Source organism: Streptomyces sp. NPDC048623, assembly GCF_040650755.1.
In the GTDB taxonomy this organism is placed as follows: domain Bacteria; phylum Actinomycetota; class Actinomycetes; order Streptomycetales; family Streptomycetaceae; genus Streptomyces.
This window is the reverse complement of sequence record NZ_JBEZHV010000002.1, coordinates 379920-400413: the sequence shown is the minus strand read 5'-3', so window position 1 is coordinate 400413 and position 20494 is coordinate 379920. Positions and strand designations below refer to the sequence as shown.

The following is a 20494-nucleotide window of genomic DNA, read 5'->3' as shown; positions in this document are numbered from 1 at the left end:
GAGCGAGACCTGACGCGCCGTACGACCGGCGCCGACGACGGCCTGTGACCGACTCACCCCGCAGCGGTGGCTATCCTCCCTCTGTTGACTGAACGAGGAGGCGGCCGAGATGAAGACGACGAGTCGGGTGGAAGCCGAGGGCTTTCTGCGCGCACCCTTCGCCTGGTACGGGCTCGACGAGGCGTTCACCGGACCGCGCCGGCTGATGCAGATCGGCACGGCGGCGGACGGCACCGTGCAGCACGGTTCGATGGGCCACGGCGACGAGCCGTCGATAAAGTCCGAGGCCGGCGGCGCGGGCACGGAGAAGGAGCGCTTCGCCGTCGTCGTGACGGTCGCCGCCAACCCCGTGCGCCGCAGCGGCGACGGCACCGGCGTCCTGGACGCCACCACGGTCTCCTCGGCGGCCTGGCTCGCCGGCTCCGGCCTGCTCGCCCACACCTGGCCCGCGCAGCTCGACCACGCCCTGCGCGACAACTGGCTGGACCAGCAGACCGAGACCGCCTTCGAGCTCGCCGACGACCTCGACGGGCCCGCCTGGTCGGCCCTCTCCCTGCCCGTGGACGGGGTCCCGGTGCCCTTCCACTACCGCGAGTCCGAGTTCGGCTGGGTGCTCGCCGGCTCGGCGGACGGGGTGCACATCGGGGCGTACGGGCGGGGGATGAGCGCGTACGGCTTGGGGTTCGCGCAGGTGAAGGACCTGGGCGCGTACGCCTGACGGCGGGTACGACGAAGGGGCACCCCGGTCCGGGGTGCCCCTTCACGCTGCGCGGCCTGTGCGGCCCGCATGTCCGGTTGTGCCCACCCGCCCCCTAGGGCTTCGCCCTGGGGGGACCCCCGGCCCTTGCGGAACGTATGCCCACAACCGGTCCGTCAGAACTTGTTCCGCGGCGTGATGCCCAGGCTCATGCCCGACAGGCCGCGCTGGCGGCCGCCCAGCTTGCCCGCGATGGTGCGCAGGGCCGAGCCGGCCGGGGAGTCGGGGTCGGCCAGGACGACCGGCTTGCCCTCGTCGCCGCCCTCGCGCAGGCGCACGTCGATCGGGATCGAGCCGAGGACCGGGACCGTCGCGCCGGTGGTCCTCGTCAGGCCGTCGGCCACCGCCTGCCCGCCGCCCGTGCCGAACACGTCGACCATCTCGTCGCAGTGCGGACACGGCAGGCCCGCCATGTTCTCGACCACGCCGACGATCTTCTGGTGGGTCTGCACCGCGATCGCGCCGGCCCGCTCGGCGACCTCGGCCGCCGCCTGCTGCGGCGTGGTGACGACCAGGATCTCCGCGTTCGGCACCAGCTGGGCCACGGAGATCGCGATGTCGCCGGTGCCCGGCGGCAGGTCGAGGAGCAGGACGTCCAGGTCGCCCCAGTACACGTCCGCGAGGAACTGCTGGAGCGCGCGGTGCAGCATCGGGCCGCGCCAGACGACCGGCGCGTTGCCCGGGGTGAACATGCCGATCGAGATGACCTTCACGCCGTTCGCCGACGGCGGCATGATCATGTTCTCGACCTGGGTCGGACGCCCGTCCACGCCCAGCATGCGCGGCACGCTGTGGCCGTAGATGTCGGCGTCCACGACACCGACCTTCAGACCGTCCGCGGCCATCGCGGCCGCCAGGTTGACCGTCACCGAGGACTTGCCGACGCCGCCCTTGCCGGAGGCGACCGCGTAGACCCGGGTCAGCGAGCCGGGCTTGGCGAACGGGACCTCGCGCTCGGCGGTGGTGCCGCGCAGCGCCGACGCCAGCTCCTTGCGCTGCTCGTCGCTCATCACGTCCAGGGAGACCTCGACGCCGGTGACGCCCTCGACGCGGGAGACGGCGTCCGTCACGCGCTGGGTGATCGTCTCGCGCATCGGGCACCCGGAGACGGTGAGGTAGACCGTCACGGCGACCTTGCCGTCGTCACCGATCTCCACCGACTTGACCATGCCGAGCTCAGTGATCGGCTTGTTGATCTCGGGGTCGTTCACCGTCGCCAGTGCTTCGCGCACCGCGTCTTCCATAGCCATAGAAGAGATGGTACGGCGCCGACCACGGGCACATGAAAGGCCTGTCAACGGTCGGGTACGTCACTCCGGCCGTGGCCCTCCGGCGGGAATAGATCCCGGCGCTCTCCCTGGCGCCTCCCGTCCCGCCGTTCCCCGTCCCGGCTCTCCAGGTCCTTCAGGAGGTCCTGGAGCTCGGAGCGCATCCAGTCGCGGGTGGCCACCTCGCCCAGGCCCATCCGCAGCGCCGCGATCTCCCGGGTCAGATACTCGGTGTCGGCGATCGAGCGCTCGTTCTGCTTGCGGTCCTGCTCCAGGTTCACCCGGTCCCGGTCGTCCTGCCGGTTCTGCGCGAGCAGGATCAGCGGCGCCGCGTACGAGGCCTGGAGCGACAGGGCGAGGGTCAGGAAGATGAAGGGGTACTCGTCGAACCTCAGCGACGACGGCACGAAGACGTTCCACCCGATCCAGACGACGACCGTCAGCGTCATCCAGACCAGGAAGCGGCCCGTGCCCAGGAACCGGGCGATCCGCTCCGACAGGCGCCCGAAGGCCTCCGGGTCGTACTCGGGAAGCAGCCGGGGGCGCCGGACGCGCGGCTGGTCGAGCCGGATCCGGGGCAGCGCGCGCTCTCGCTCCCGGTCGCGATCCCGGTCCCGCTCCTGCGTGCGCTCAGCCACCCGCCACCCCCTCCTCGTGGAACTCCGTCTCGCGCCAGTCGTCGGGCAGCAGGTGGTCGAGCACGTCGTCGACCGTGACCGCGCCGAGCAGCGAACCGCTCTCGTCCACCACCGGCGCCGCCACCAGGTTGTACGCGGCGAAGTAGCTGGTGATGGCGGGCAGCGGGGTGTCCGGGCCGAGCGGCGGCAGATCGCTGTCCACCAGCGCGCTGACCAGCGTGAACGGCGGGTCCCGCAGTAGCCGCTGGAAGTGCACCGCGCCCAGGTACTTGCCGGTCGGGGTCTCGTCCGGCGGCCGGCACACGTACACCTGCGCGGCGAGCGCGGGGGAGAGGTCCTGCTGGCGCACCCGGGCGAGCGCGTCGGCGACCGTGGCGTCCGGCCGCAGCACGATCGGCTCGGTCGTCATCAGACCGCCCGCGGTCCGCTCCTCGTACGCCATGAGCCGGCGCACGTCCGCCGCGTCGTCCGGCTGCATCAGGGTGAGCAGGCGCTCCTTGTCGTCGTCGGGCAGCTCGTTGAGCAGGTCGGCCGCGTCGTCCGGGTCCATCGCCTCCAGGACGTCGGCGGCCCGCTCCTCCTTCAGCTTGCCCAGGATCTCGATCTGGTCGTCCTCCGGCAGCTCCTCCAGGACGTCGGCGAGCCGGTCGTCGTCGAGGGCGGCGGCCACCTCGGCGCGCCGCTTGGGGGAGAGGTGGTGCAGCGCGTTGGCGAGGTCGGCGGGGCGCAGCTTCTCGAAGGTGGCGACCAGGTTCTCGGCGCCCTGCCCGTGCTCCTCCAGGGAGAAGCCGGTGACGGCGGACCAGTCGACGGTCAGCGCCTCTCCCTTCCGGCGCAGCGCCCCGCCCTTGCCGCGGCGTACGAAGACCTTGTCGATCTCCCATTCGCGGCGGGCCGGCAGCTGTCGGATCGCCACGTCGAGGACGGTGACCTCCTCGCCGGTCTCCACCAGGGTCACGCGCCGGTCGAGCAGCTCGCCGAGCACCAGGCGTTCGGTGGGGCGCTGCTCGAAGCGCCGCATGTTGACGACGCCGGTGGTGATGACCTGTCCGGAGGCGAGGCCGGTGATCCGGGTCATGGGCACGAAGACGCGGCGGCGGGACAGCACCTCGACGACCATGCCGAGCAGCCGCGGCGGCCGGCGGCCCACCCGCAGCATGGCCACCAGGTCGCTGACCCGGCCGACCTGGTCGCCGACGGGGTCGAAGACCGGGACGCCGGTGAGATGGGAGACGAAGACCCGGGGGGCGCCTGCCGCCATGCCACGCGCCTCCTCCGTGCCGCACGATTCGGGGCGGTCCGCGACGACTCGTCCCGCTTGCCGGGTTCAGGCTAGCCCGTGGCGGACGGTGCCGCTTCGGCAGAGCGCCCGTCCGGCTGCCTGCCGGGCCGGCCACCCGGCCCGGGTACGCTGCGGTCTGCCGCCCCCCACCGGCTCCGGATCCCCCCGGCCGTCCCCCAACCTCACGAGAGGTGCCCAGGTGACCGTGCTCCGCCCGGCCTCGCGTATCCGCGGGGCCTTCCTTCCGCTCGCGCTCGCCGCCGGTCTCGTGGCGGCGCTGACCGCCTGCGCGACCGACCCGGACGAGGGCACCAACGGTGTCGGCCGGCTCGACGCCCCGGCGATCGAGAAGAAGGCGCAGACGGCGGCGGACGCGGCGAAGGCGGTACGGCTCTCCGGCACGCTGGTCAGCAAGGGCGGCACGTACAAGCTGAACATGCGCCTGAAGCAGGACGGCGCGAGCGGCTCGGTGACGACGAAGAACAGCACCTTCGAGCTGCTGCGGGTCGGCGACGCGCTCTTCCTGAAGGCGGACGCGGCCTTCTGGGAGCACGAGGACGGCGCCTCGGCCTCGCCGTCGGGATCCGGGGGCTCCGGCCACTCCGGTTCGGACGACGCCGGTTCGGAAGCCGCCGACACGCTCGGCGACATGTACGTGAAGGTCCCCGAGGACGACCCCGCGTACAAGCAGCTGCGCGGCTTCACGGACATGAACCTGCTGCTCGACGGGCTGATCGGCCTGCACGGCGACCTCGTCAAGGGTGACCACGACACCATCGGCGGCATGCGCACCATCAACGTCAAGGGCGGCAAGGACGCCGACGGCGGCTCGCTCGACGTCTCCCTGGAGGGCGTCCCGTTCCCGCTGCGCTTCGCCCGCGGCGGCGGCGCGGGCGTGGTGGTCCTCTCCGAGTGGAACAAGGACTTCCCGCTGGCCGAGCCGGAGAAGGACCAGATGCTCGACTACGGCAAGCAGCTGCCCCGTACGTAAACAGCCATGGTCGTGTCCGGCCTCAGCCCTTGCGGCGCTTCCGCCTCAGGAGCAGCTTCGGCAGGCCGGCGGGGATCGGCCGGCGCGTGATGCCGGGCGACGGCAGCGGTACGGCGGCCAGGGAGCCGTCCGGGAGGTCGGTGGCCGCGGACCGCGGTTCGAGGCGGACGATCCGGCACTCGCGGGCCCAGCGGTCCGGCATCGCCTCGCCGTCGGGGGCGTTCAGGCGCTTGCCCTTGAGCTCGGCGACGGCCGCGTCCCACTCCTCCGTATCCGGCGTCAGTTCGCGTACGACGGCGGTCCAGGCGACGATCCGGCCGCCCTTGTCCTTGCTGCGGACCGTGACCTCGGCCCGGCCGCCGTCCGCCAGGCCCGGCAGGGGCTGCTCGCCCGGACCGTCGCCGACGACCAGCGCGGCGCCGTCGTGCCACACGTGCCACAGCGCCCGGGCGGCCGGTGCCTCGCCCCGTACCCAGATGAGGCCGGACTTCTTGGCGGCCTCCTCGACGAGGAACAGCTCTTCGGTCATGGCCGAAGCCTATCGAGTGGCGACGGCGCTACAGCCAGCCGTTGCGCTTGAGGGTGCGGTGGATGGCGAAGCAGATGACGGCGATGCCGCCGAGCACCATCGGGTAGCCGTACCTCCAGTGCAGCTCCGGCATGTGGTCGAAGTTCATGCCGTAGACGCCGCAGACCGCCGTCGGGACGGCGACGATCGCCGCCCACGAGGTGATCTTGCGCATGTCCTCGTTCTGCGCGACGGTCGCCTGCGCCAGATTGGCCTGGAGGATCGAGTTGAGCAGCTCGTCGAAGGCGACGACCTGCTCCTGGACCCGGGCGAGGTGGTCGGCGACGTCCCGGAAGTACTTCTGGATGTCCGGGTCGACCAGCCGCATCGGGCGCTCGCTGAGCAGCTGCAGCGGACGAAGCAGCGGCGTCACCGCCCGCTTGAACTCCAGGACCTCGCGCTTGAGCTGGTAGATCCGCCCGGTGTCGGCGCCGCGCGTGGAGCCCTTGGCGGCCGGCGAGAAGACGTCGATCTCCAGCTGGTCGATGTCCAGCTCGACGGCGTCGGCGACCGCGATGTAGCCGTCGACGACATGGTCGGCGATGGCGTGCAGGACGGAGGACGGGCCCTTGGCGAGCAGCTCCGGCTCGCCCTGGAGGCGGTGCCGGAGGTTGCGCAGCGAGCCCTGGCCGCCGTGCCGGACGGTGATCACGAAGTCGGGGCCGGTGAACACCATCACCTCGCCGGTCTCCACGACCTCGCTGGTGGCGGTGAGTTCGGCGTGCTCGACGTAGTGGATGGTCTTGAAGACGGTGAACAGGGTGTCGTCGTACCGCTCCAGCTTCGGCCGCTGGTGGGCGTGCACCGCGTCCTCGACGGCCAGCGGGTGCAGCCCGAACTCGGCGGCGATACCGGCGAATTCGGCCTCGGTCGGCTCGTGCAGGCCGATCCACGCGAAGCCGCCGCGCTCGCGCACCTGGCGCATCGCGCCGCGCGGCGTCAGGCAGGCGCGGTCGTCGACCCGGCGCCCCTCGCGGTAGACGGCGCAGTCGACGACGGCGCTCGCGGCCGTGGGGTCGCGGGTCGCGTCGTAGTCGGCGTACGGGGAGGGGGTGGCCGTGGGGGTCCTGCGCAGCGGGTGCAGCAGGGAGGGACGGACGGTGGCGCGCAGGTCACGGATCATCGACATGGGCGTGCTGCTCCTTCACGGAGAGGCCGTCGGCGACGGTGGCGCAGCCCGGAATGAGGACGTGGAGCCACGTCGTCCACAAAGCGGGCGGCACCGGCGGATCGCGGGTGACGGCGTTCGCTACAGACAGGGAGGCAAAGAGGTGCTCTTCCGTCGTGCGAGCTGCCGGAGACCGGAGAAGAAGGGATCCGCGCGGGCCGGGAGGCCGAGAGACTACGGGGATCCGTGGGTCACCGGAGGGAGGAACGCACCGGACTGGGGTGCGGGGCGGCGGAAGAGCGGCTGGTACTGCCGGGCCGACTTCGATCCATCGCAGTCCCACCTCCTCCGGCCGGTCCCTCGTGAGGGATGACGTGTGACGAGCAGTCGGGTCATCCAGCCCGACTAGTGGCCAAGACTATCAGCCGACTGAGGGTCAATCCCTTACTTTGCCCGTTCCATACGCGCTTTATGCTCGCCGCATGGCAGAAATTCTCGTTCTGGTCGAGGCCCGGTTGCGTACGGCCCTCGGTGAGCCGGACGCGCGGGCGGCGATCACCTTCCTCGGCACCGACCGGATCGAGGTGCTCCGCTTCATCGACGCCGAGGCCGGACTCGTGCGGTACGCGACCCTCGGCATGTCCGCGCAGCCCATGGCCGACCCCACCTCGGCGCTCGCAGACCCGGTGAAGGGCCCCCGCGCCGAGCTGCTGCTCACCGTCCGCGCCGGCCTCGCCGACACCGACCAGGTGCTCCGCCCGCTCGCCGTGCTCGCCGCCACCCCGCAGGTCGAGGGCGTGGTCGTGGCCCCCGGCGCCTCGCTCGACGTCGGCGAGCCGCTGTGGCCGGGCGCGCCCTTCAGCTCGGTCCTCGTCGCCGAGTCGGGCGGCCTGGTGGAGGACCTGGACCTCGACGCCCCGCTCGACCCGGTGCGCTTCCTGCCGCTGCTGCCGATGACCTCGAACGAGGCCGCGTGGAAGCGGGTGCACGGCGCGCAGGCCCTGGAGGAGCGCTGGCTGGCGAACGGGACGGACCTGCGCGATCCCCTGCGCAGGTCCGTGACCCTGGACTGACGGTCCCGTGACCGTGACCGTGACCGTGGCGGTCCGGCGGTCCGGCGGTCCGGCGGTCCGGCGGTCCGGCCGACCGGCGCGGGCGGACGATCGCGGTCCGGGTGAAGCGCTCCGGCCGGACGGGTGATCATCGGTGATCGTCCTTGACGCGGGGCCGCGCGGGTAGGACCGTTGAGCCCTATGAGGGGCGAACCCAGTTGCCCGAAGTGCGGTGGCCGGGTCAGGGCGCCCGGTCTCTTCGCCGACTCCTGGCAGTGCGACGTGCACGGCTCGGTGCACCCGCTACAGCCCGTGATCCCACCCAGCGTCGAGGCCCTCGGTGTGGTCGTGCACCGGGCCCACGTGCCGGTGTGGATGCCGTGGCCCCTGCCCGTCGGATGGCTCTTCACCGGGGTCGCGTACGCCGGTGACGACCGCAGCGGCGGACGCGCGACCGCCGTGGCCTGCTCCGGGCCCGGCCCGCTCGGCGGCATCGGCGAGCTGCTGCTCGTCGCCGAGGAGCTCGGTGTCGGCCTCGGTGCCCGGTACGCGGGCATGGACGGCCCCGATCCCGGTTCCGGCATGGCGATCGACAAGCCACCCCAGGTCAAGGTGCTCGCCGGCGGCCGCCCCACCCCGCTCTGGCATGTCACCGGCGCCCCGCAGGACCGCGCCGTGTTCGCCGGCGAGGCGCGCGGGCTGTGGCTGTGGGCGATCGTCTGGCCCGAGCAGTCCGGCCTGCTGATGTACGACGAGCTGGTCCTCACCGATCTGCGCGACGCCGGGTCCGAGGTCGAGCTGCTGCCGGTCGGGGCGCTGACGCCGAGGCTGCTGACGTAGGGCGGACGCAGGGCTGACGGAGGGCTGATGCGGGGCTGATGCGGGGCGCGGCCGCGCGGGGCGTGTCCGGGGTGCTCGTACGGGCTGCGGGTAAGGGGTCCGGGCTGTGCCGGGTCCGTACGAAGGGGCTTGATTCGCCCGTTATGCTGGACCGGTCCCATCAGTCCGCCCCGAGCCCCCGGAGTCCCGCGTCGTGCGCATCGACCTGCACACCCACTCCACGGCCTCGGACGGTACGGATACCCCGGCCGAGCTGATGCGCAACGCCGCCGCCGCGGGGCTCGACGTGGTCGGGCTGACCGACCACGACACCACCCGCGGGTACGCCGAGGCCATCGCCGCCCTGCCCGAGGGCCTCACCCTCGTCACCGGTGCCGAACTCTCCTGCCGCTACGACGGGGTGAGCCTGCACATGCTGGCCTACCTCTTCGACCCCGAGGAGCCCGCCCTGCTCGCCGAGCGCGAGCTGGTCCGGGACGACCGGGTGCCGCGCGCCCGCGCCATGGTCGGCAAGCTCCAGGAACTCGGCGTGCCCGTCACCTGGGAGCAGGTCGCCCGGATCGCCGGCGACGGCTCCGTGGGCCGCCCGCATGTCGCCGAGGCGCTTGTCGAGCTCGGTGTCGTGCCCGATGTCTCCGGCGCCTTCACGCCCGAGTGGATCGCCGACGGCGGCCGGGCCCATGTGCAGAAGCACGAGCTCGACCCGATCGACGCGATCCGGCTGGTCAAGGCGGCCGGCGGGGTCACCGTCTTCGCCCACCCGCTGGCCGTGAAGCGCGGCGAGTGCGTGCCCGAGTCCGCCATCGCCGAGCTCGCCGAGGCCGGTCTGGACGGCATCGAGGTGGACCACATGGACCACGACGAGCCGACCCGCGCCCGGCTGCGCGGCCTCGCGAAGGAACTGGGGCTGCTCACCACCGGCTCCAGTGACTACCACGGCAGTCGAAAGACCGTCGGCCTGGGCGACTGCACCACCGACCCCGAGATCTACGGCGAGATCACCCGCCGCGCCGCCGGCGCCTTCCCGGTACCGGGCGCCGGCGGAACTTCTTAACCCCCACTCCTTCGCCCGACCCTGCCGGCCGGCCGCCCCGCGCGGCCCGGCCGCCGTGTCATGGCGTCCCCGTGCTTCCCCCCGGTGGGCTCAGGCCTGCCCACTTTCCGGAATCTCTGATTCCGGATGTTCGTGTACACCCCTTTTCCCGCAAGGCACCACACCGTGTTCGACGTCGCCGTCTTCGGCTCGCTGTTCCTGACCCTCTTCGTGATCATGGACCCCCCGGGGATCACCCCGATCTTCCTCGCCCTCACCTCCGGCCGCACCGCCAAGGTCCAGCGCCGCATGGCCTGGCAGGCCGTGGCCGTGGCCTTCGGCGTCATCGCCGTCTTCGGTGTGCTCGGCCAGCAGATCCTCGACTACCTGCATGTCTCCGTCCCCGCGCTGATGATCGCGGGCGGACTGCTCCTGCTGCTCATCGCGCTCAGCCTGCTCACCGGCGAGACCGACGAGCCGCAGCAGACCAAGGACGTCAACGTCGCGCTCGTGCCGCTCGGCATGCCGCTGCTCGCCGGGCCCGGCGCCATCGTCTCGGTCATCCTCGCCGTGCAGCACGCCGACGACGTCGCCTCGCAGGTCTCCGTCTGGGCCGCGATCATCGTCATGCACATCGTGCTGTGGCTGACCATGCGCTACTCGCTGCTGATCATCAAGGTCATCAAGGACGGCGGCGTGGTCCTGGTGACGCGCCTGGCCGGCATGATGCTCGCCGCCATCGCCGTACAGCAGATCATCAACGGCGTGACCCAGGTCATCCAGGGCGTCTGACGCCCCGCGGAGCCCGTCCGTACACACCACTGCGCCCCCGTACGGATTCCGGTCGACGAACGGTCGACGGAGTCTGTGCGGGGGCGCGGTGCGTGGATGAAGCGGCCGAAGCCACTGCTCGACTACGAGGCCGAGCTCTCGGCCGGGCGGATCCAGATGCGCTGGCCGATCGAGGCGGCCTGCTGCACGATCCGGTTGACGGAGGCGGCGTCCACGACGGTCCGGTCGACGGGCGTGCCGTCGATGTCGTCGAGTCGCAGGATTTCGAAGCGCATGGGCTTCTCCCTTCGTCTGAGTTGATCCTCCATGTGGAGAACTGGGTGTACGCCCCGCCTTCAGGGCGTACGCATGTGTCCAACGACTTGCACCCTGCAAACATTCCCTACGCTAAGGAAATTTTTCGGGTTGCTAAATACTACCGGACACGGAGCCGGGAGCGGCTCTGCCGTCATCCTCCCCGAACCGCGTTACGAGGGTGCTTCGGCCGGATTTCCGCCGATCGGAACCTCGATACGACCGGGGACCGCGTCCCAGAAACCGGCAAGCCGTTCCGCGAGCTCCCGCGGGTGCGAGACGTTGGGGGAGTGCCCGGCCCCCGCCACCACGGTGTGGTGCGCGCCGGTACGGGTGGCCGCCGCCGCCAGGTCCGGCACCGGCCAGACCGTCTCCTCGTCCCCGTACGCCAGGTGCAGCGGCATCGGCAGCGCCCGCAGCGCCGCCGTGCCGTCCGGGTCGGCGAGCAGCAGCCGGCCCGCGCCCGCGAGCTGCGCGATCCGGGTCAGCATCCAGCGGCGGCGCAGAAACGCCACGAGCTCCGGCGGATCGCCCGCGCCCGGCTCCTCGCCCCGGCTGTCCAGCCACCGGGTCGCCCGCCACACCCGCTCCTTCGGCAGCAGCGCGAACGCCGCGCGCAGCGCGCGGATGCGGATCCGCTGCGGCCGGGCCACCCGGCCCGGGCCCGAGGCCAGCAGGGTCAGGGACATGAAGGCATCCGGCGCGAGCCCGGCCGCGGCGCGGGCCACCAGGCCGCCGAAGGAGTGCCCGAGCAGATGCACCGGCCCGTCGCCGAGCGCCGCCGCCTGCGCCACCACGTCGAGCGCGAGTGCCTTGCGCCGGTACGCGGCCCGGCCGCGCGGCCCCGGCGTCTCGTGCTGCCCGCGCCCGTCGACGGCGACCGCCCGATAACCGGCCTCGGTGAGCGGCCCGAGCAGCTCCAGGAAGTCCTCCTTGCTGCCGGTGTACCCGGGCAGCAGCAGCACGGTCCCCTGCCGGGGGCCGTCGGGCGCGGTGTCGAGCACGGCGAACGACCCTCGCGCGGTGGCGAGCCGAAGGCTACGGGTGCGGGGCGGCAGCGCCAGGGACCGGGGCTTGCTCATACAGGGACTGTAACCGGAACGGGGAGAGGGCCCGCACGCACCGCGGCCCGGCGCCTCCGGAGAGGGGCCGGGCCGCGGTGGGGGTGCCTCGTTTACGCCTCCGGCTGCGCGGCGGCCTTCTTGGCGACGCGCTTGCGCGGGGTCTTCGGCGCGGCCTCGACGGCCTCGACCACCTCGGCCACGGCCTCGGCGACCTTCTTCGCGACCCGCTTGCGCGGCGCTGCCTTCTTCGGCGCCTCGGCGGTCTCGGCCGTGGCCTCGACCGGCTCGGCGGCCTTCTTGGCGACGCGCTTGCGCGGCGTCCTGGGTGCGGCCTCCGCGACCTCGGCCGGAGCCTCGGCGGCGACGGCCTTCTTGGCGACCCGCTTGCGCGGGGCGGCCTTCTTCGGTTCCTCGGCCTTCGGCTCCTCCACCGGGGCCGGAGTCGACTCGACGATCACCACGGCGGCGGCGCCCGGCGTGGACGTCACCGGCCTGGAGACCCGGCGGGTCGCGCGGCGGCGGGGCTGCGGCTCCTCGGCGACCGGCGCGGGGGCCGGCTCCGGGGCGGCCGGGGCCTCGGGGGCCACGGACGTGCTGGTCACCGGGCGGGTGGCGCGGCGACGCGCACGGGGCGCGGACACGGCGGCCGGAGCGGCGGTCACCGGCTCGGCGGCCTGCGCCGGGACAGCGGCCTTGGGCTGCTCGGCCTTCGGCTCGGCCACCGGGGCCGACTGGGCCGGCACCGTGCGGGGCGTGGCGGCGGCGAGCGCGGCGGCGGCCGTCTCGACCGTCTGGAACGTCACCGTCTCCTCGGCCGGACGCGGCCGGACCCGACGCTTGCGCGGGGCCGCGGCCGGGGCGGGCGCGGCGGCCACCGGCGCGGCGGCCTCGACCCGCGCGCCACGGTCACGCCGACGGCGCGGAGCCTCCTCGACGGGAGCGGCGACCTCGGCGGCGGGCTCCGTCTCGGCGGGCTTCGCCGCGGGGGCCTCGGCCTCGACGGACCGGCTGCGTGTGCGGCCCTCGGAGGCGGGAGCCTCGGCGGCCGGGGTCTCCGCGACCAGGGCCTCGGGGGCCTCCGTCTTCGTCTCCACCGTCGCCTCAGCCGTAAGGGCCTCGCCCGAGCGGCCACGGCGGCGGCGCGTCCGGCCGACCTCGGCAGCCGGGGCCTCGGCCGGAGCCTCGGCGACCGGAGCGGTCTCCGTCAGGGCCTGCGTCGCGCCGGCGACCGGGATGCCGGCCGACGGGCCCGTACCGCGGGTGCGGCGGCGGCGCGGGCGGCGCGGTCCGGCGGGCGCCTCGGCGGCGTCCGAACCGGCGGCCGGGACCTCGGCCGTGGCCGGGGCCACGGTCTGCTCGGCACCGTCGCCGAGCTCCGAACCGCCACGGGTGCGACGGCGCTGGCGCGGCGTACGGGTGCGGGCCGGGCGCTCCTCGGCCTGCTGCTGCTCGCGGCGCGGACCGCGCCCGCGCTTGCCGCCGCCGGGCTCGCCCAGGTCCTCGAGGACCTCCGCGTCGAGACCGGCGCGGGTGCGCTCGGCGCGCGGCAGGATGCCCTTGGTGCCCTCGGGGATGTCGAGGAGCTCGTACAGGTGCGGCGAGCTGGAGTACGTCTCGACCGGGTCGCTGAAGTTCAGCTCAAGAGCCTTGTTGATCAGCTGCCAGCGCGGGATGTCGTCCCAGTCGACCAGCGTGATCGCGGTGCCGCTCGCGCCCGCGCGGCCGGTGCGGCCGATGCGGTGGAGGTAGGTCTTCTCGTCCTCGGGGGACTGGTAGTTGATGACGTGCGTCACACCCTCGACGTCGATGCCGCGGGCGGCGACGTCGGTGGCGACGAGCACGTCGACCTTGCCGTTGCGGAAGGCGCGCAGCGCCTGCTCGCGGGCGCCCTGGCCGAGGTCGCCGTGGACCGCGCCGGAGGCGAAGCCGCGGCGCTCCAGCTGCTCGGCGATGTCGGCGGCGGTGCGCTTCGTACGGCAGAAGATCATCGCGAGACCGCGGCCGCGGGCCTGCAGGATGCGGGCGACCATCTCCGGCTTGTCCATGTTGTGCGCACGGAACACGTGCTGCGTGATGTTCGCGTGGGTCGCGCCCTCGTCGTCCGGAGAGGTGGCCCGGATGTGCGTGGGCTTCGACATGTAGCGGCGGGCCAGGCCGATGACGGCGCCCGGCATGGTCGCCGAGAACAGCATGGTCTGGCGCTTCGCCGGAAGCATGTTCATGATCTTCTCGACGTCGGGCAGGAAGCCCAGGTCGAGCATCTCGTCGGCCTCGTCCAGGACGAGCACCTTGACGTGGGACAGGTCGAGCTTGCGCTGGCCGGCCAGGTCGAGCAGACGGCCCGGCGTGCCGACGACCACGTCGACGCCCTTGTTGAGGGCCTCGACCTGCGGCTCGTACGCGCGGCCGCCGTAGATGGCGAGGACGCGCACGTTGCGCACCTTGCCGGCGGTCAGCAGGTCGTTGGTGACCTGCTGGCACAGCTCACGGGTGGGGACGACGACGAGCGCCTGCGGGGCGTCGGTCAGCCGCTCGGGCGTGGCCCGGCCGGCCTCGACGTCGGCGGGGACGACGACGCGCTCCAGGATCGGGAGGCCGAAACCGAGGGTCTTGCCCGTGCCGGTCTTGGCCTGGCCGATGACGTCGGTGCCGGAAAGGGCGACCGGAAGGGTCATCTCCTGGATGGGGAAGGGGGTGACGATGCCGACGGCCTCCAGGGCCTCGGCCGTCTCGGGAAGAATCCCGAGGTCTCGGAACGTAGTCAGGGAACTGCCTCTTCTGTGAGACGCGGCGCGAGGCGAACGAAGGGGGTCTCACCGTGCCGGGAACCGCGGGGGATCGGGAAGATCACCGCCGGGTCGGCGCGGGACCACTGCCGTCGCTCGAGCGTCGTGCCGCTGAGGGACCCTTCGGCAGGCCGCCGGAAGGGCTGTCGGGCCGGAGCCGATCGGGCCACCGACCGGGCATCCTCATTCATCAGTCGGCCCGCCGAGTACGTCCGAACGTGCGAAAGAATGTCCGCATACTCAGCAGGCGCATTACCACTGTACCCCGGATTCGCGCATGTGTGTCGGGAGAATTTCCGGAGGAGGCCACGGTCACAGGCGTCCGCTGGCGACCTCCGGGCGTCCACAGGGGTCGGCCGGAACCCCTGGGGTCCGCCCGAGCGGGCTATTGTGCGCTGCATGGAGACGCCTGACAACGCCACACCCACCGGTATCGCCGCCCAGGACTGGGCCACGGCCTCCGCCGTGCCGCAGTACCGCGCCGCCGTGATCGACCTGCTCGGCGCGCTGGCCTACGGCGAGCTCGCGGCCTTCGAAAGGCTCGCCGAGGACGCCAAGCTGGCGCCGACCCTCGCGGACAAGGCCGAGCTGGCGAAGATGGCCTCCGCCGAGTTCCACCACTTCGAGCAGCTGCGGAACCGGCTCTCCGCCGTGGACGCCGAGCCGACCGGGGCGATGGAGCCCTTCGCCAAGGCGCTGGACGACTTCCACCGCCAGACCGCGCCGTCCGACTGGCTGGAGGGCCTGGTCAAGGCGTACGTCGGCGACTCGATCGCCAGCGACTTCTACCGCGAGGTCGCGGCCCGCCTCGACTCCGACACCCGCGCGCTCGTGCTCTCCGTGCTCGACGACACCGGCCACGGCAACTTCGCCGTGGAGAAGGTCCGCGCCGCGATCGACGCCGACCCGCGGGTCGGCGGCCGGCTGGCCCTGTGGGCCCGGCGGCTGATGGGCGAGGCCCTGTCGCAGGCGCAGCGGGTGGTCGCCGAGCGCGACGCGCTGTCGACGATGCTGGTCGGCGGCGTGGAGGGGATGGCCGCGGGCTTCGACCTCGCCGAGGTCGGCCGCATGTTCTCCCGTATCACCGAGGCGCACACCAAGCGGATGGCCGCGCTCGGCCTGGCCGCGTAGGCACCACGCCACGCAGATGAACGTTCCGCCGCGGGCTCAGCCCGCGGCGGCTGATCGGCGCAGGCGCCGCCGGGAGGCCGGGCGGACCAGGAGCGACAGCAGGACGGCGCTGATCGCGACGGCGCCGACCAGGGTGGCCAGGAAATGTCCGGGGCCGAGGGCGCCGTGGGTCACCAGGGCGCCGAAGACACCGCCGAGCGAGCCAGTCAGCAGGACGGCGGGCCGCCCGGGGAGGCGATCGGGGAGCCGGTGCGCGGCGGCCCAGGCCAGGGCGAATCCGAGCAGGGCGGAACCGAGGGCTTCCAGGAACACGGCGGATCACCTCGCGTGCGGTGCGCGGCGGGCAGTTCGGTCACACCCGTCCTACCCGGTCACTCCGGATGACAATCCTCCCCGTACCCCCTGACGTGGGCAGACGGAGACAGCGGACGGAGACCTGACACACGGCGAAGGGCCCGGCGGACTGCTGTCCGCCGGGCCCTTCGTGCTGTCGTTCGTGCTGTCGTACGTCTCAGAGGGCGCCGAAGCCCACCCGGCGCACGGCCTGCTCGCCGATCTCGATGTACGCGATCTTCTCGGACGGGACGAGGACCTTGCGGCCCTTCTCGTCCGTCAGGCTGAGCAGCGGCGTCTTGCCGGCCAGCGCGTCGGCCACCGCACGCTCGACCTCTTCGGCGGACTGCCCGCTCTCCAGAACGATCTCCCGGGGTGCGTACTGCACGCCGATCTTGACCTCCACGGCTATGTCCCTCCGAACGGTCTGCTGTGCGCGAGGATCCCGCGCCGTACCTGGCACACATTAGCCCGGTGAGGGGACGGACACGGTGCGCACGGGGCACGCCAAGAGCGAACAGCGGACGGGAACATCGGAGGAATCAGTGGCCCTCGGCGGCCAGCTGTCCGTCCGTGGCGTGCAGCGGGAAGCCCGCGATGCCGCGCCAGGCCAGGGAGGTCAGCAGGGCCACCGCCGTCTCGCGCGGGATCGGCGACTCGCTGGACAGCCAGTAGCGCGCCACGACCTGGGACACCCCGCCGAGACCCACGGCGAGGAGCATCGACTCGTCCTCGGACAGGCCGGTGTCCTCCGCGATGACCTCGGAGATGGCCTCGGCACACTGCAGCGAGACCCGGTCGACGCGCTCGCGCACGGCCGGCTCGTTGGTCAGGTCCGACTCGAAGACCAGCCGGAAGGCGCCGCCCTCGTCCTCCACGTACGCGAAGTAGGCGTCCATGGTCGCCGCGACCCGCAGCTTGTTGTCCGAGGTGGAGCCGAGCGCCGTGCGCACCGACTGGAGCAGCGCCTCGCAGTGCTGGTCCAGGAGGGCGAGGTAGAGCTCCAGCTTCCCGGGGAAGTGCTGGTAGAGCACCGGCTTGCTGACGCCGGCCCGCTCGGCGATGTCGTCCATGGCGGCGGAGTGGTACCCCTGGGCGACGAACACCTCCTGGGCCGCGCCGAGCAACTGGTTCCGACGGGCACGGCGCGGCAGGCGCGTGCCCCGGGGGCGTGCTGCCTCTGTCTGCTCGATGGCGCTCACGCCGCCTCCAAAGTTCGATCCATGCGCGCATTGGCGTCGCGCCGCCATCGTACTTTTGGGTAACCCGGCTGTGCGCGGTGCGAACGCAGAATTTCACGGACCGGACGCCCGGGGCGAGTGGCGGCGGACAACAATATGGTCAGGTAACCGAACAAATCGGCGGAGGGTGTTGCGCCCATTCGTGATTACTCGCCGGTAATGCGCTCATGGGGCGTCACCTACGGGGCCGCCGGCGCGCGGGTCAGCGGTAGTCGTCCTCGTCCAGATCGACGACCCGGGCCTGCTCCGCGGCGTCCGCGACGTTCGCCGCGTCGCGCCTGACGTGGTTCAGGGGTTCGTCCTCGTGCGGCTGCAGCTCGGTGTGCTGCTCGGCCGCGTCGGCCTCCGGGATCTCCTTCTCGATCTCCTCGTCGACCACGTCGTCCTCTTCCTCGGCGAATGTGTCCGGCTCGTTCGGGTCGGCAGTCATGCGGTTCCTTCCGCCCGGCGGTGCGCGGGTCCTGGTCCGATGACCCTCAACTCCGAGCGTAGGAGTTCCTCCGGCGCGCCGCACCCGATCCTGTGACGCCACGCACACGCGCCCAGGCGTGATCCTCTCGTAATATCGCTGCCATGTCCTCGACCGAGCTGCCGGAAACCCGGACCGCCGCCCCGCCCGCGACCCGGCCGCGCACCGTGCGGGTCGCCGACGGCGAGCGACTGCGCTCCGTCGCGCTGCCCGGACTCACCCTGACCGTGCGCGCCAGGCCCGGCGACCGCCCCGGTCTGCCGCCCGCGCTGTACGTGCACGGGCTCGGCGGCTCCTCGCAGAACTGGTCGGACCTGATGCCCAGGCTCGCCGACCTGGTCGACGGCGAGGCGGTGGACCTGCCCGGCTTCGGCGACTCGCCGCCGCCGGACGACGGCAACTACTCCGTGACCGGACACGCCCGGGCGGTCATCCGGCTGCTGGACGCGGCCGACCGCGGCCCCGTGCACCTCTTCGGCAACTCGCTGGGCGGCGCCGTCGCCACCCGCGTCGCCGCCGTGCGCCCCGACCTGGTGCGCACCCTGACGCTGGTCTCCCCGGCCCTGCCCGAGCTGCGCGCCCAGAAGACCGCCTGGCCGACGGTGCTGCTCGCACTGCCCGGCATCGCGCCGCTGTTCGCCAAGCTCACCAAGGACTGGACCGCCGAGCAGCGGGTCCGCGGTGTTCTCTCGCTCTGTTACGGCGACCCCCGCCAGGTCTCCGAAGAAGGCTTCCGGCACGCCGTCGAGGAGATGGAACGGCGCCTGGAGCTGCCGTACTTCTGGGACGCCATGGCCCGTTCCTCGCGCGGCATCGTCGACGCGTACACGCTCGGCGGCCAGCACGGGCTCTGGCGGCAGGCCGAGCGGGTGCTCGCGCCGACGCTCCTCGTCTACGGCGGCCGCGACCAGCTGGTCGGCTTCCGCATGGCGCGCAAGGCGGCCGCCGCCTTCCGCGGCTCGCGGCTGCTCACGCTCCCGGAGGCGGGCCACGTGGCCATGATGGAGTACCCGGAGACCGTCGCCACGGCGGTCCGGGAGATGATCACCGATGCCGCGCGGGCCGCGGCCGAGGGCGGGAGCTGAGCCGGGTCGTGGGACGACATAGTCGCAAGGGGCCCGCCGCCGCCCCGGTGGCCGACACCGGCCGACGCGAGGCCGCGCGCCCCGGCCCGGGCACGGGCCGCCGCCGCCGAGGCGAGGACCAGCAGCCCCCGGCCCCGGAGGGCCCCTGGCAGGCCGGCCAGGCCGCACCGCAGTACCCGGCGGCCGGGAGGCCGCAGGCCCCGGGCGGGCTCGGTCCGCAGAGCGCGCCGCAGCGCGCCGCCGCCCCCGGCGGGCCCCGGTCACAGGCCGGCGGGTTCCCGAACCCGGGCAGGCAGCAGGTCCCGGGCGCGCCTGGCCCGCGCAGCGCACCGCAGCGCCCCGCCGGCCCCGGTGGGCCCAGGCATTCGGCCGGGCAGCAGCCTCCCGTCGGACCCCGGCCGCAGGCCGGTGGTCCCCAGTCGCAGCGCTCCGGCGGGACCCGGCCCCCGGCCGCCGGGCAACCCCCGCGCCCCTACGGCCCGCAGGGCTCCGGCGGCCCCGGCCCCGGTTACGCCACCCCGCCGCACGGCACCCCCGGCTACGCCGCGCCCGGGCGGGCCCCCGCGCCCGTCTTCGACACGCCGATGCACGGCACCCCGCGCTACCGGGGGCCGCACGACACGGAGGCCGTCGGGGAATCCGGCGTACGCGGTGGGCATCCCGTGCATGACGAGACCGTGCGGACCGGTTCGTTGTTCGTGCCCGGGCCGCGGCGGGAGGCGGTGCCCAGGACGCCGGTCGCACCGGACACCGACGGCGCCGCCGAGGGGGCCGAGGAGACCGCGGCCGAGCCGCAGTCGCAGCCGAAGCCCGCGCGCGGCGGGGGGCTCGGGCGGACGTTGACCGGGGTCACGGCTGTCGCGATCACGACCGTGCTCGCCGTCGTCGTGGCCGGGCAGGTCGTGGACCGGGAGAGCGGCGCGGCGCGGACGCGGGCCGCGGACGGGGCGGGCGACCGGGCCGGGGCGGAGAGTCCGGCGTCGCGTTCGGACGAGCGGGAGGCGCGGACGCCGTCGGCGGCGCCGGCCGCGCCGCCGACGTACGAGCAGCTGATGGCCCGCCAGTTCCCGATCGACCCGAAGCTCACGGGCCCGGGGAAGTTCGACGCCGTGCCCGGGTTCGACAAGGCGCCCGGCAAGGGCCGCAAGATCCGGTACCGGGTCGACGTCGAGCAGGGACTCGGGCTCGACGGGGCGCTGTTCGCGCAGGCCGTGCAGAAGACCCTGAACGACCCGCGCAGTTGGGCCGGTCAGGGCGAGATGACGTTCGAGCGCATCTCCAGCGGCGACCCGGACTTCGTCGTCACCCTCGCGAGCCCCGGCACCACCGGCGCGTGGTGCCGCAAGTCCGGCCTCGACACCACCGTCGACAACGTGTCCTGCGACTCCGCCTCCACCGAGCGCGTGATGGTCAACGCCTTCCGCTGGGCGCAGGGGTCGGAGACCTTCGGCCCGGCCGCGATGCACGCCTACCGGCAGATGCTCATCAACCACGAGGTCGGCCACCGGCTCGGCCACAACCATGTGAGCTGCCGTACCCCCGGCGCGCTCGCGCCCGTGATGCAGCAGCAGACCAAGTCGCTCGACATCGACGGCATCAAGTGCCGCCCCAACCCCTGGGTGCACCCCGGGAGTTGACGGTCCGTCGGGGGTGTCCCCCGAGGTCGTTGCACACTCCCACGGCCTGACCGAGAGTGATCTTTCCGACCCGTAGCGCGACGGAACGCGACCGCTGCGGGAAAGTTACGTGTATTCACCCCTTC

At 73.1% G+C, this 20494-nt stretch carries 21 protein-coding genes; 9 read left to right on the top strand and 12 right to left on the bottom strand.

Features of this window, described 5'->3' with window-relative positions; translation table 11 throughout:
• Positions 1–109 precede the first annotated feature (109 nt).
• Positions 110–718, top strand: a complete 609-nt coding sequence (locus AB0C73_RS04845; RefSeq protein ID WP_362524590.1) for a hypothetical protein — start codon at positions 110–112, stop codon at positions 716–718.
• 155 nt (positions 719–873) lie between these two features.
• Here the strand turns inward: AB0C73_RS04845 and AB0C73_RS04840 are convergent, their stop codons facing one another.
• Genes AB0C73_RS04840 through AB0C73_RS04830 form a run of 3 tightly spaced genes read right to left on the bottom strand, consistent with a single transcriptional unit; the run spans position 874 to position 3924 of the window.
• The gene (locus AB0C73_RS04840; protein WP_362524588.1) at positions 874–2007 is read right to left on the bottom strand and encodes an Mrp/NBP35 family ATP-binding protein; all 1134 of its coding nucleotides are present in this window, start codon (positions 2005–2007) and stop codon (positions 874–876) included.
• Positions 2008–2051: 44 nt separating this feature from the next.
• Positions 2052–2663, bottom strand: a complete 612-nt coding sequence (locus AB0C73_RS04835; protein ID WP_362524586.1) for a DUF1003 domain-containing protein — start codon at positions 2661–2663, stop codon at positions 2052–2054.
• Positions 2656–3924, bottom strand: coding sequence for a CBS domain-containing protein (locus AB0C73_RS04830; protein WP_362524584.1), 1269 nt, complete (start codon positions 3922–3924; stop codon positions 2656–2658). Before AB0C73_RS04830 ends, AB0C73_RS04835 begins: the two co-directional genes overlap by 8 nt.
• 220 nt (positions 3925–4144) lie before the next feature.
• Here AB0C73_RS04830 and AB0C73_RS04825 point away from each other — a divergent pair, with 220 nt between their 5' ends.
• Positions 4145–4936, top strand: a complete 792-nt coding sequence (locus tag AB0C73_RS04825) for a hypothetical protein (protein ID WP_362524581.1) — start codon at positions 4145–4147, stop codon at positions 4934–4936.
• 22 nt (positions 4937–4958) lie between these two features.
• On the opposite strand, the gene AB0C73_RS04820 is transcribed toward AB0C73_RS04825, so the two are convergent.
• A complete protein-coding gene (locus tag AB0C73_RS04820) occupies positions 4959–5465 on the bottom strand; it encodes a hypothetical protein (protein WP_362524579.1) in 507 nt (168 codons plus the stop codon).
• 28 nt (positions 5466–5493) lie between these two features.
• Positions 5494–6633 carry a magnesium and cobalt transport protein CorA gene (locus AB0C73_RS04815; protein ID WP_362524576.1) on the bottom strand — a complete coding sequence of 380 codons (1140 nt, stop codon included), beginning with the start codon at positions 6631–6633 and terminating at the stop codon, positions 5494–5496.
• A 461-nt stretch (positions 6634–7094) separates the two neighbouring features.
• Between AB0C73_RS04815 and AB0C73_RS04810 the strand changes: the two genes are divergently transcribed.
• From AB0C73_RS04810 to AB0C73_RS04795, 4 genes are all read left to right on the top strand, one after another.
• On the top strand, positions 7095–7685 hold the full coding sequence (locus AB0C73_RS04810) for a suppressor of fused domain protein (protein WP_362524575.1): 591 nt from the start codon (positions 7095–7097) through the stop codon (positions 7683–7685).
• A gap of 180 nt (positions 7686–7865) precedes the next feature.
• The gene (locus tag AB0C73_RS04805; RefSeq protein ID WP_362524573.1) at positions 7866–8504 is read left to right on the top strand and encodes a DUF6758 family protein; all 639 of its coding nucleotides are present in this window, start codon (positions 7866–7868) and stop codon (positions 8502–8504) included.
• A 193-nt stretch (positions 8505–8697) separates the two neighbouring features.
• Positions 8698–9558, top strand: coding sequence for a PHP domain-containing protein (locus AB0C73_RS04800; protein ID WP_362524572.1), 861 nt, complete (start codon positions 8698–8700; stop codon positions 9556–9558).
• A gap of 165 nt (positions 9559–9723) precedes the next feature.
• Positions 9724–10329, top strand: a complete 606-nt coding sequence (locus AB0C73_RS04795; RefSeq protein WP_362524571.1) for a MarC family protein — start codon at positions 9724–9726, stop codon at positions 10327–10329.
• A gap of 122 nt (positions 10330–10451) precedes the next feature.
• On the opposite strand, the gene AB0C73_RS04790 is transcribed toward AB0C73_RS04795, so the two are convergent.
• The 3 genes from AB0C73_RS04790 to AB0C73_RS04780 form a co-directional block, all read right to left on the bottom strand.
• Positions 10452–10604, bottom strand: coding sequence for a hypothetical protein (locus AB0C73_RS04790; protein WP_362524569.1), 153 nt, complete (start codon positions 10602–10604; stop codon positions 10452–10454).
• A gap of 192 nt (positions 10605–10796) precedes the next feature.
• A complete protein-coding gene (locus tag AB0C73_RS04785; protein WP_362524567.1) occupies positions 10797–11705 on the bottom strand; it encodes an alpha/beta hydrolase in 909 nt (302 codons plus the stop codon).
• A gap of 92 nt (positions 11706–11797) precedes the next feature.
• Complete coding sequence (locus AB0C73_RS04780; RefSeq protein ID WP_362524564.1) at positions 11798–14362, bottom strand: DEAD/DEAH box helicase; 2565 nt, start codon at positions 14360–14362, stop codon at positions 11798–11800.
• Between the two features lie 510 nt (positions 14363–14872).
• On the opposite strand from AB0C73_RS04780, the gene AB0C73_RS04775 reads away from it, so the two are divergent.
• Positions 14873–15604, top strand: coding sequence for a ferritin-like fold-containing protein (locus AB0C73_RS04775; RefSeq protein WP_362524562.1), 732 nt, complete (start codon positions 14873–14875; stop codon positions 15602–15604).
• A 36-nt stretch (positions 15605–15640) separates the two neighbouring features.
• On the opposite strand, the gene AB0C73_RS04770 is transcribed toward AB0C73_RS04775, so the two are convergent.
• The 4 genes from AB0C73_RS04770 to AB0C73_RS04755 form a co-directional block, all read right to left on the bottom strand.
• The gene (locus tag AB0C73_RS04770) at positions 15641–15916 is read right to left on the bottom strand and encodes a hypothetical protein (RefSeq protein WP_362524560.1); all 276 of its coding nucleotides are present in this window, start codon (positions 15914–15916) and stop codon (positions 15641–15643) included.
• A gap of 199 nt (positions 15917–16115) precedes the next feature.
• Positions 16116–16343 carry a DUF3107 domain-containing protein gene (locus tag AB0C73_RS04765; RefSeq protein ID WP_362524557.1) on the bottom strand — a complete coding sequence of 76 codons (228 nt, stop codon included), beginning with the start codon at positions 16341–16343 and terminating at the stop codon, positions 16116–16118.
• Between the two features lie 136 nt (positions 16344–16479).
• Complete coding sequence (locus tag AB0C73_RS04760; RefSeq protein WP_362524555.1) at positions 16480–17139, bottom strand: TetR/AcrR family transcriptional regulator; 660 nt, start codon at positions 17137–17139, stop codon at positions 16480–16482.
• 241 nt (positions 17140–17380) lie between these two features.
• Positions 17381–17608, bottom strand: coding sequence for a hypothetical protein (locus AB0C73_RS04755; RefSeq protein ID WP_362524553.1), 228 nt, complete (start codon positions 17606–17608; stop codon positions 17381–17383).
• A 143-nt stretch (positions 17609–17751) separates the two neighbouring features.
• On the opposite strand from AB0C73_RS04755, the gene AB0C73_RS04750 reads away from it, so the two are divergent.
• Together AB0C73_RS04750 and AB0C73_RS04745 are read left to right on the top strand one after the other, a co-directional pair.
• A complete protein-coding gene (locus tag AB0C73_RS04750; protein WP_362524551.1) occupies positions 17752–18732 on the top strand; it encodes an alpha/beta hydrolase in 981 nt (326 codons plus the stop codon).
• 8 nt (positions 18733–18740) lie between these two features.
• Positions 18741–20369 carry a DUF3152 domain-containing protein gene (locus tag AB0C73_RS04745; RefSeq protein ID WP_362524549.1) on the top strand — a complete coding sequence of 543 codons (1629 nt, stop codon included), beginning with the start codon at positions 18741–18743 and terminating at the stop codon, positions 20367–20369.
• Positions 20370–20494: the final 125 nt, after the last annotated feature.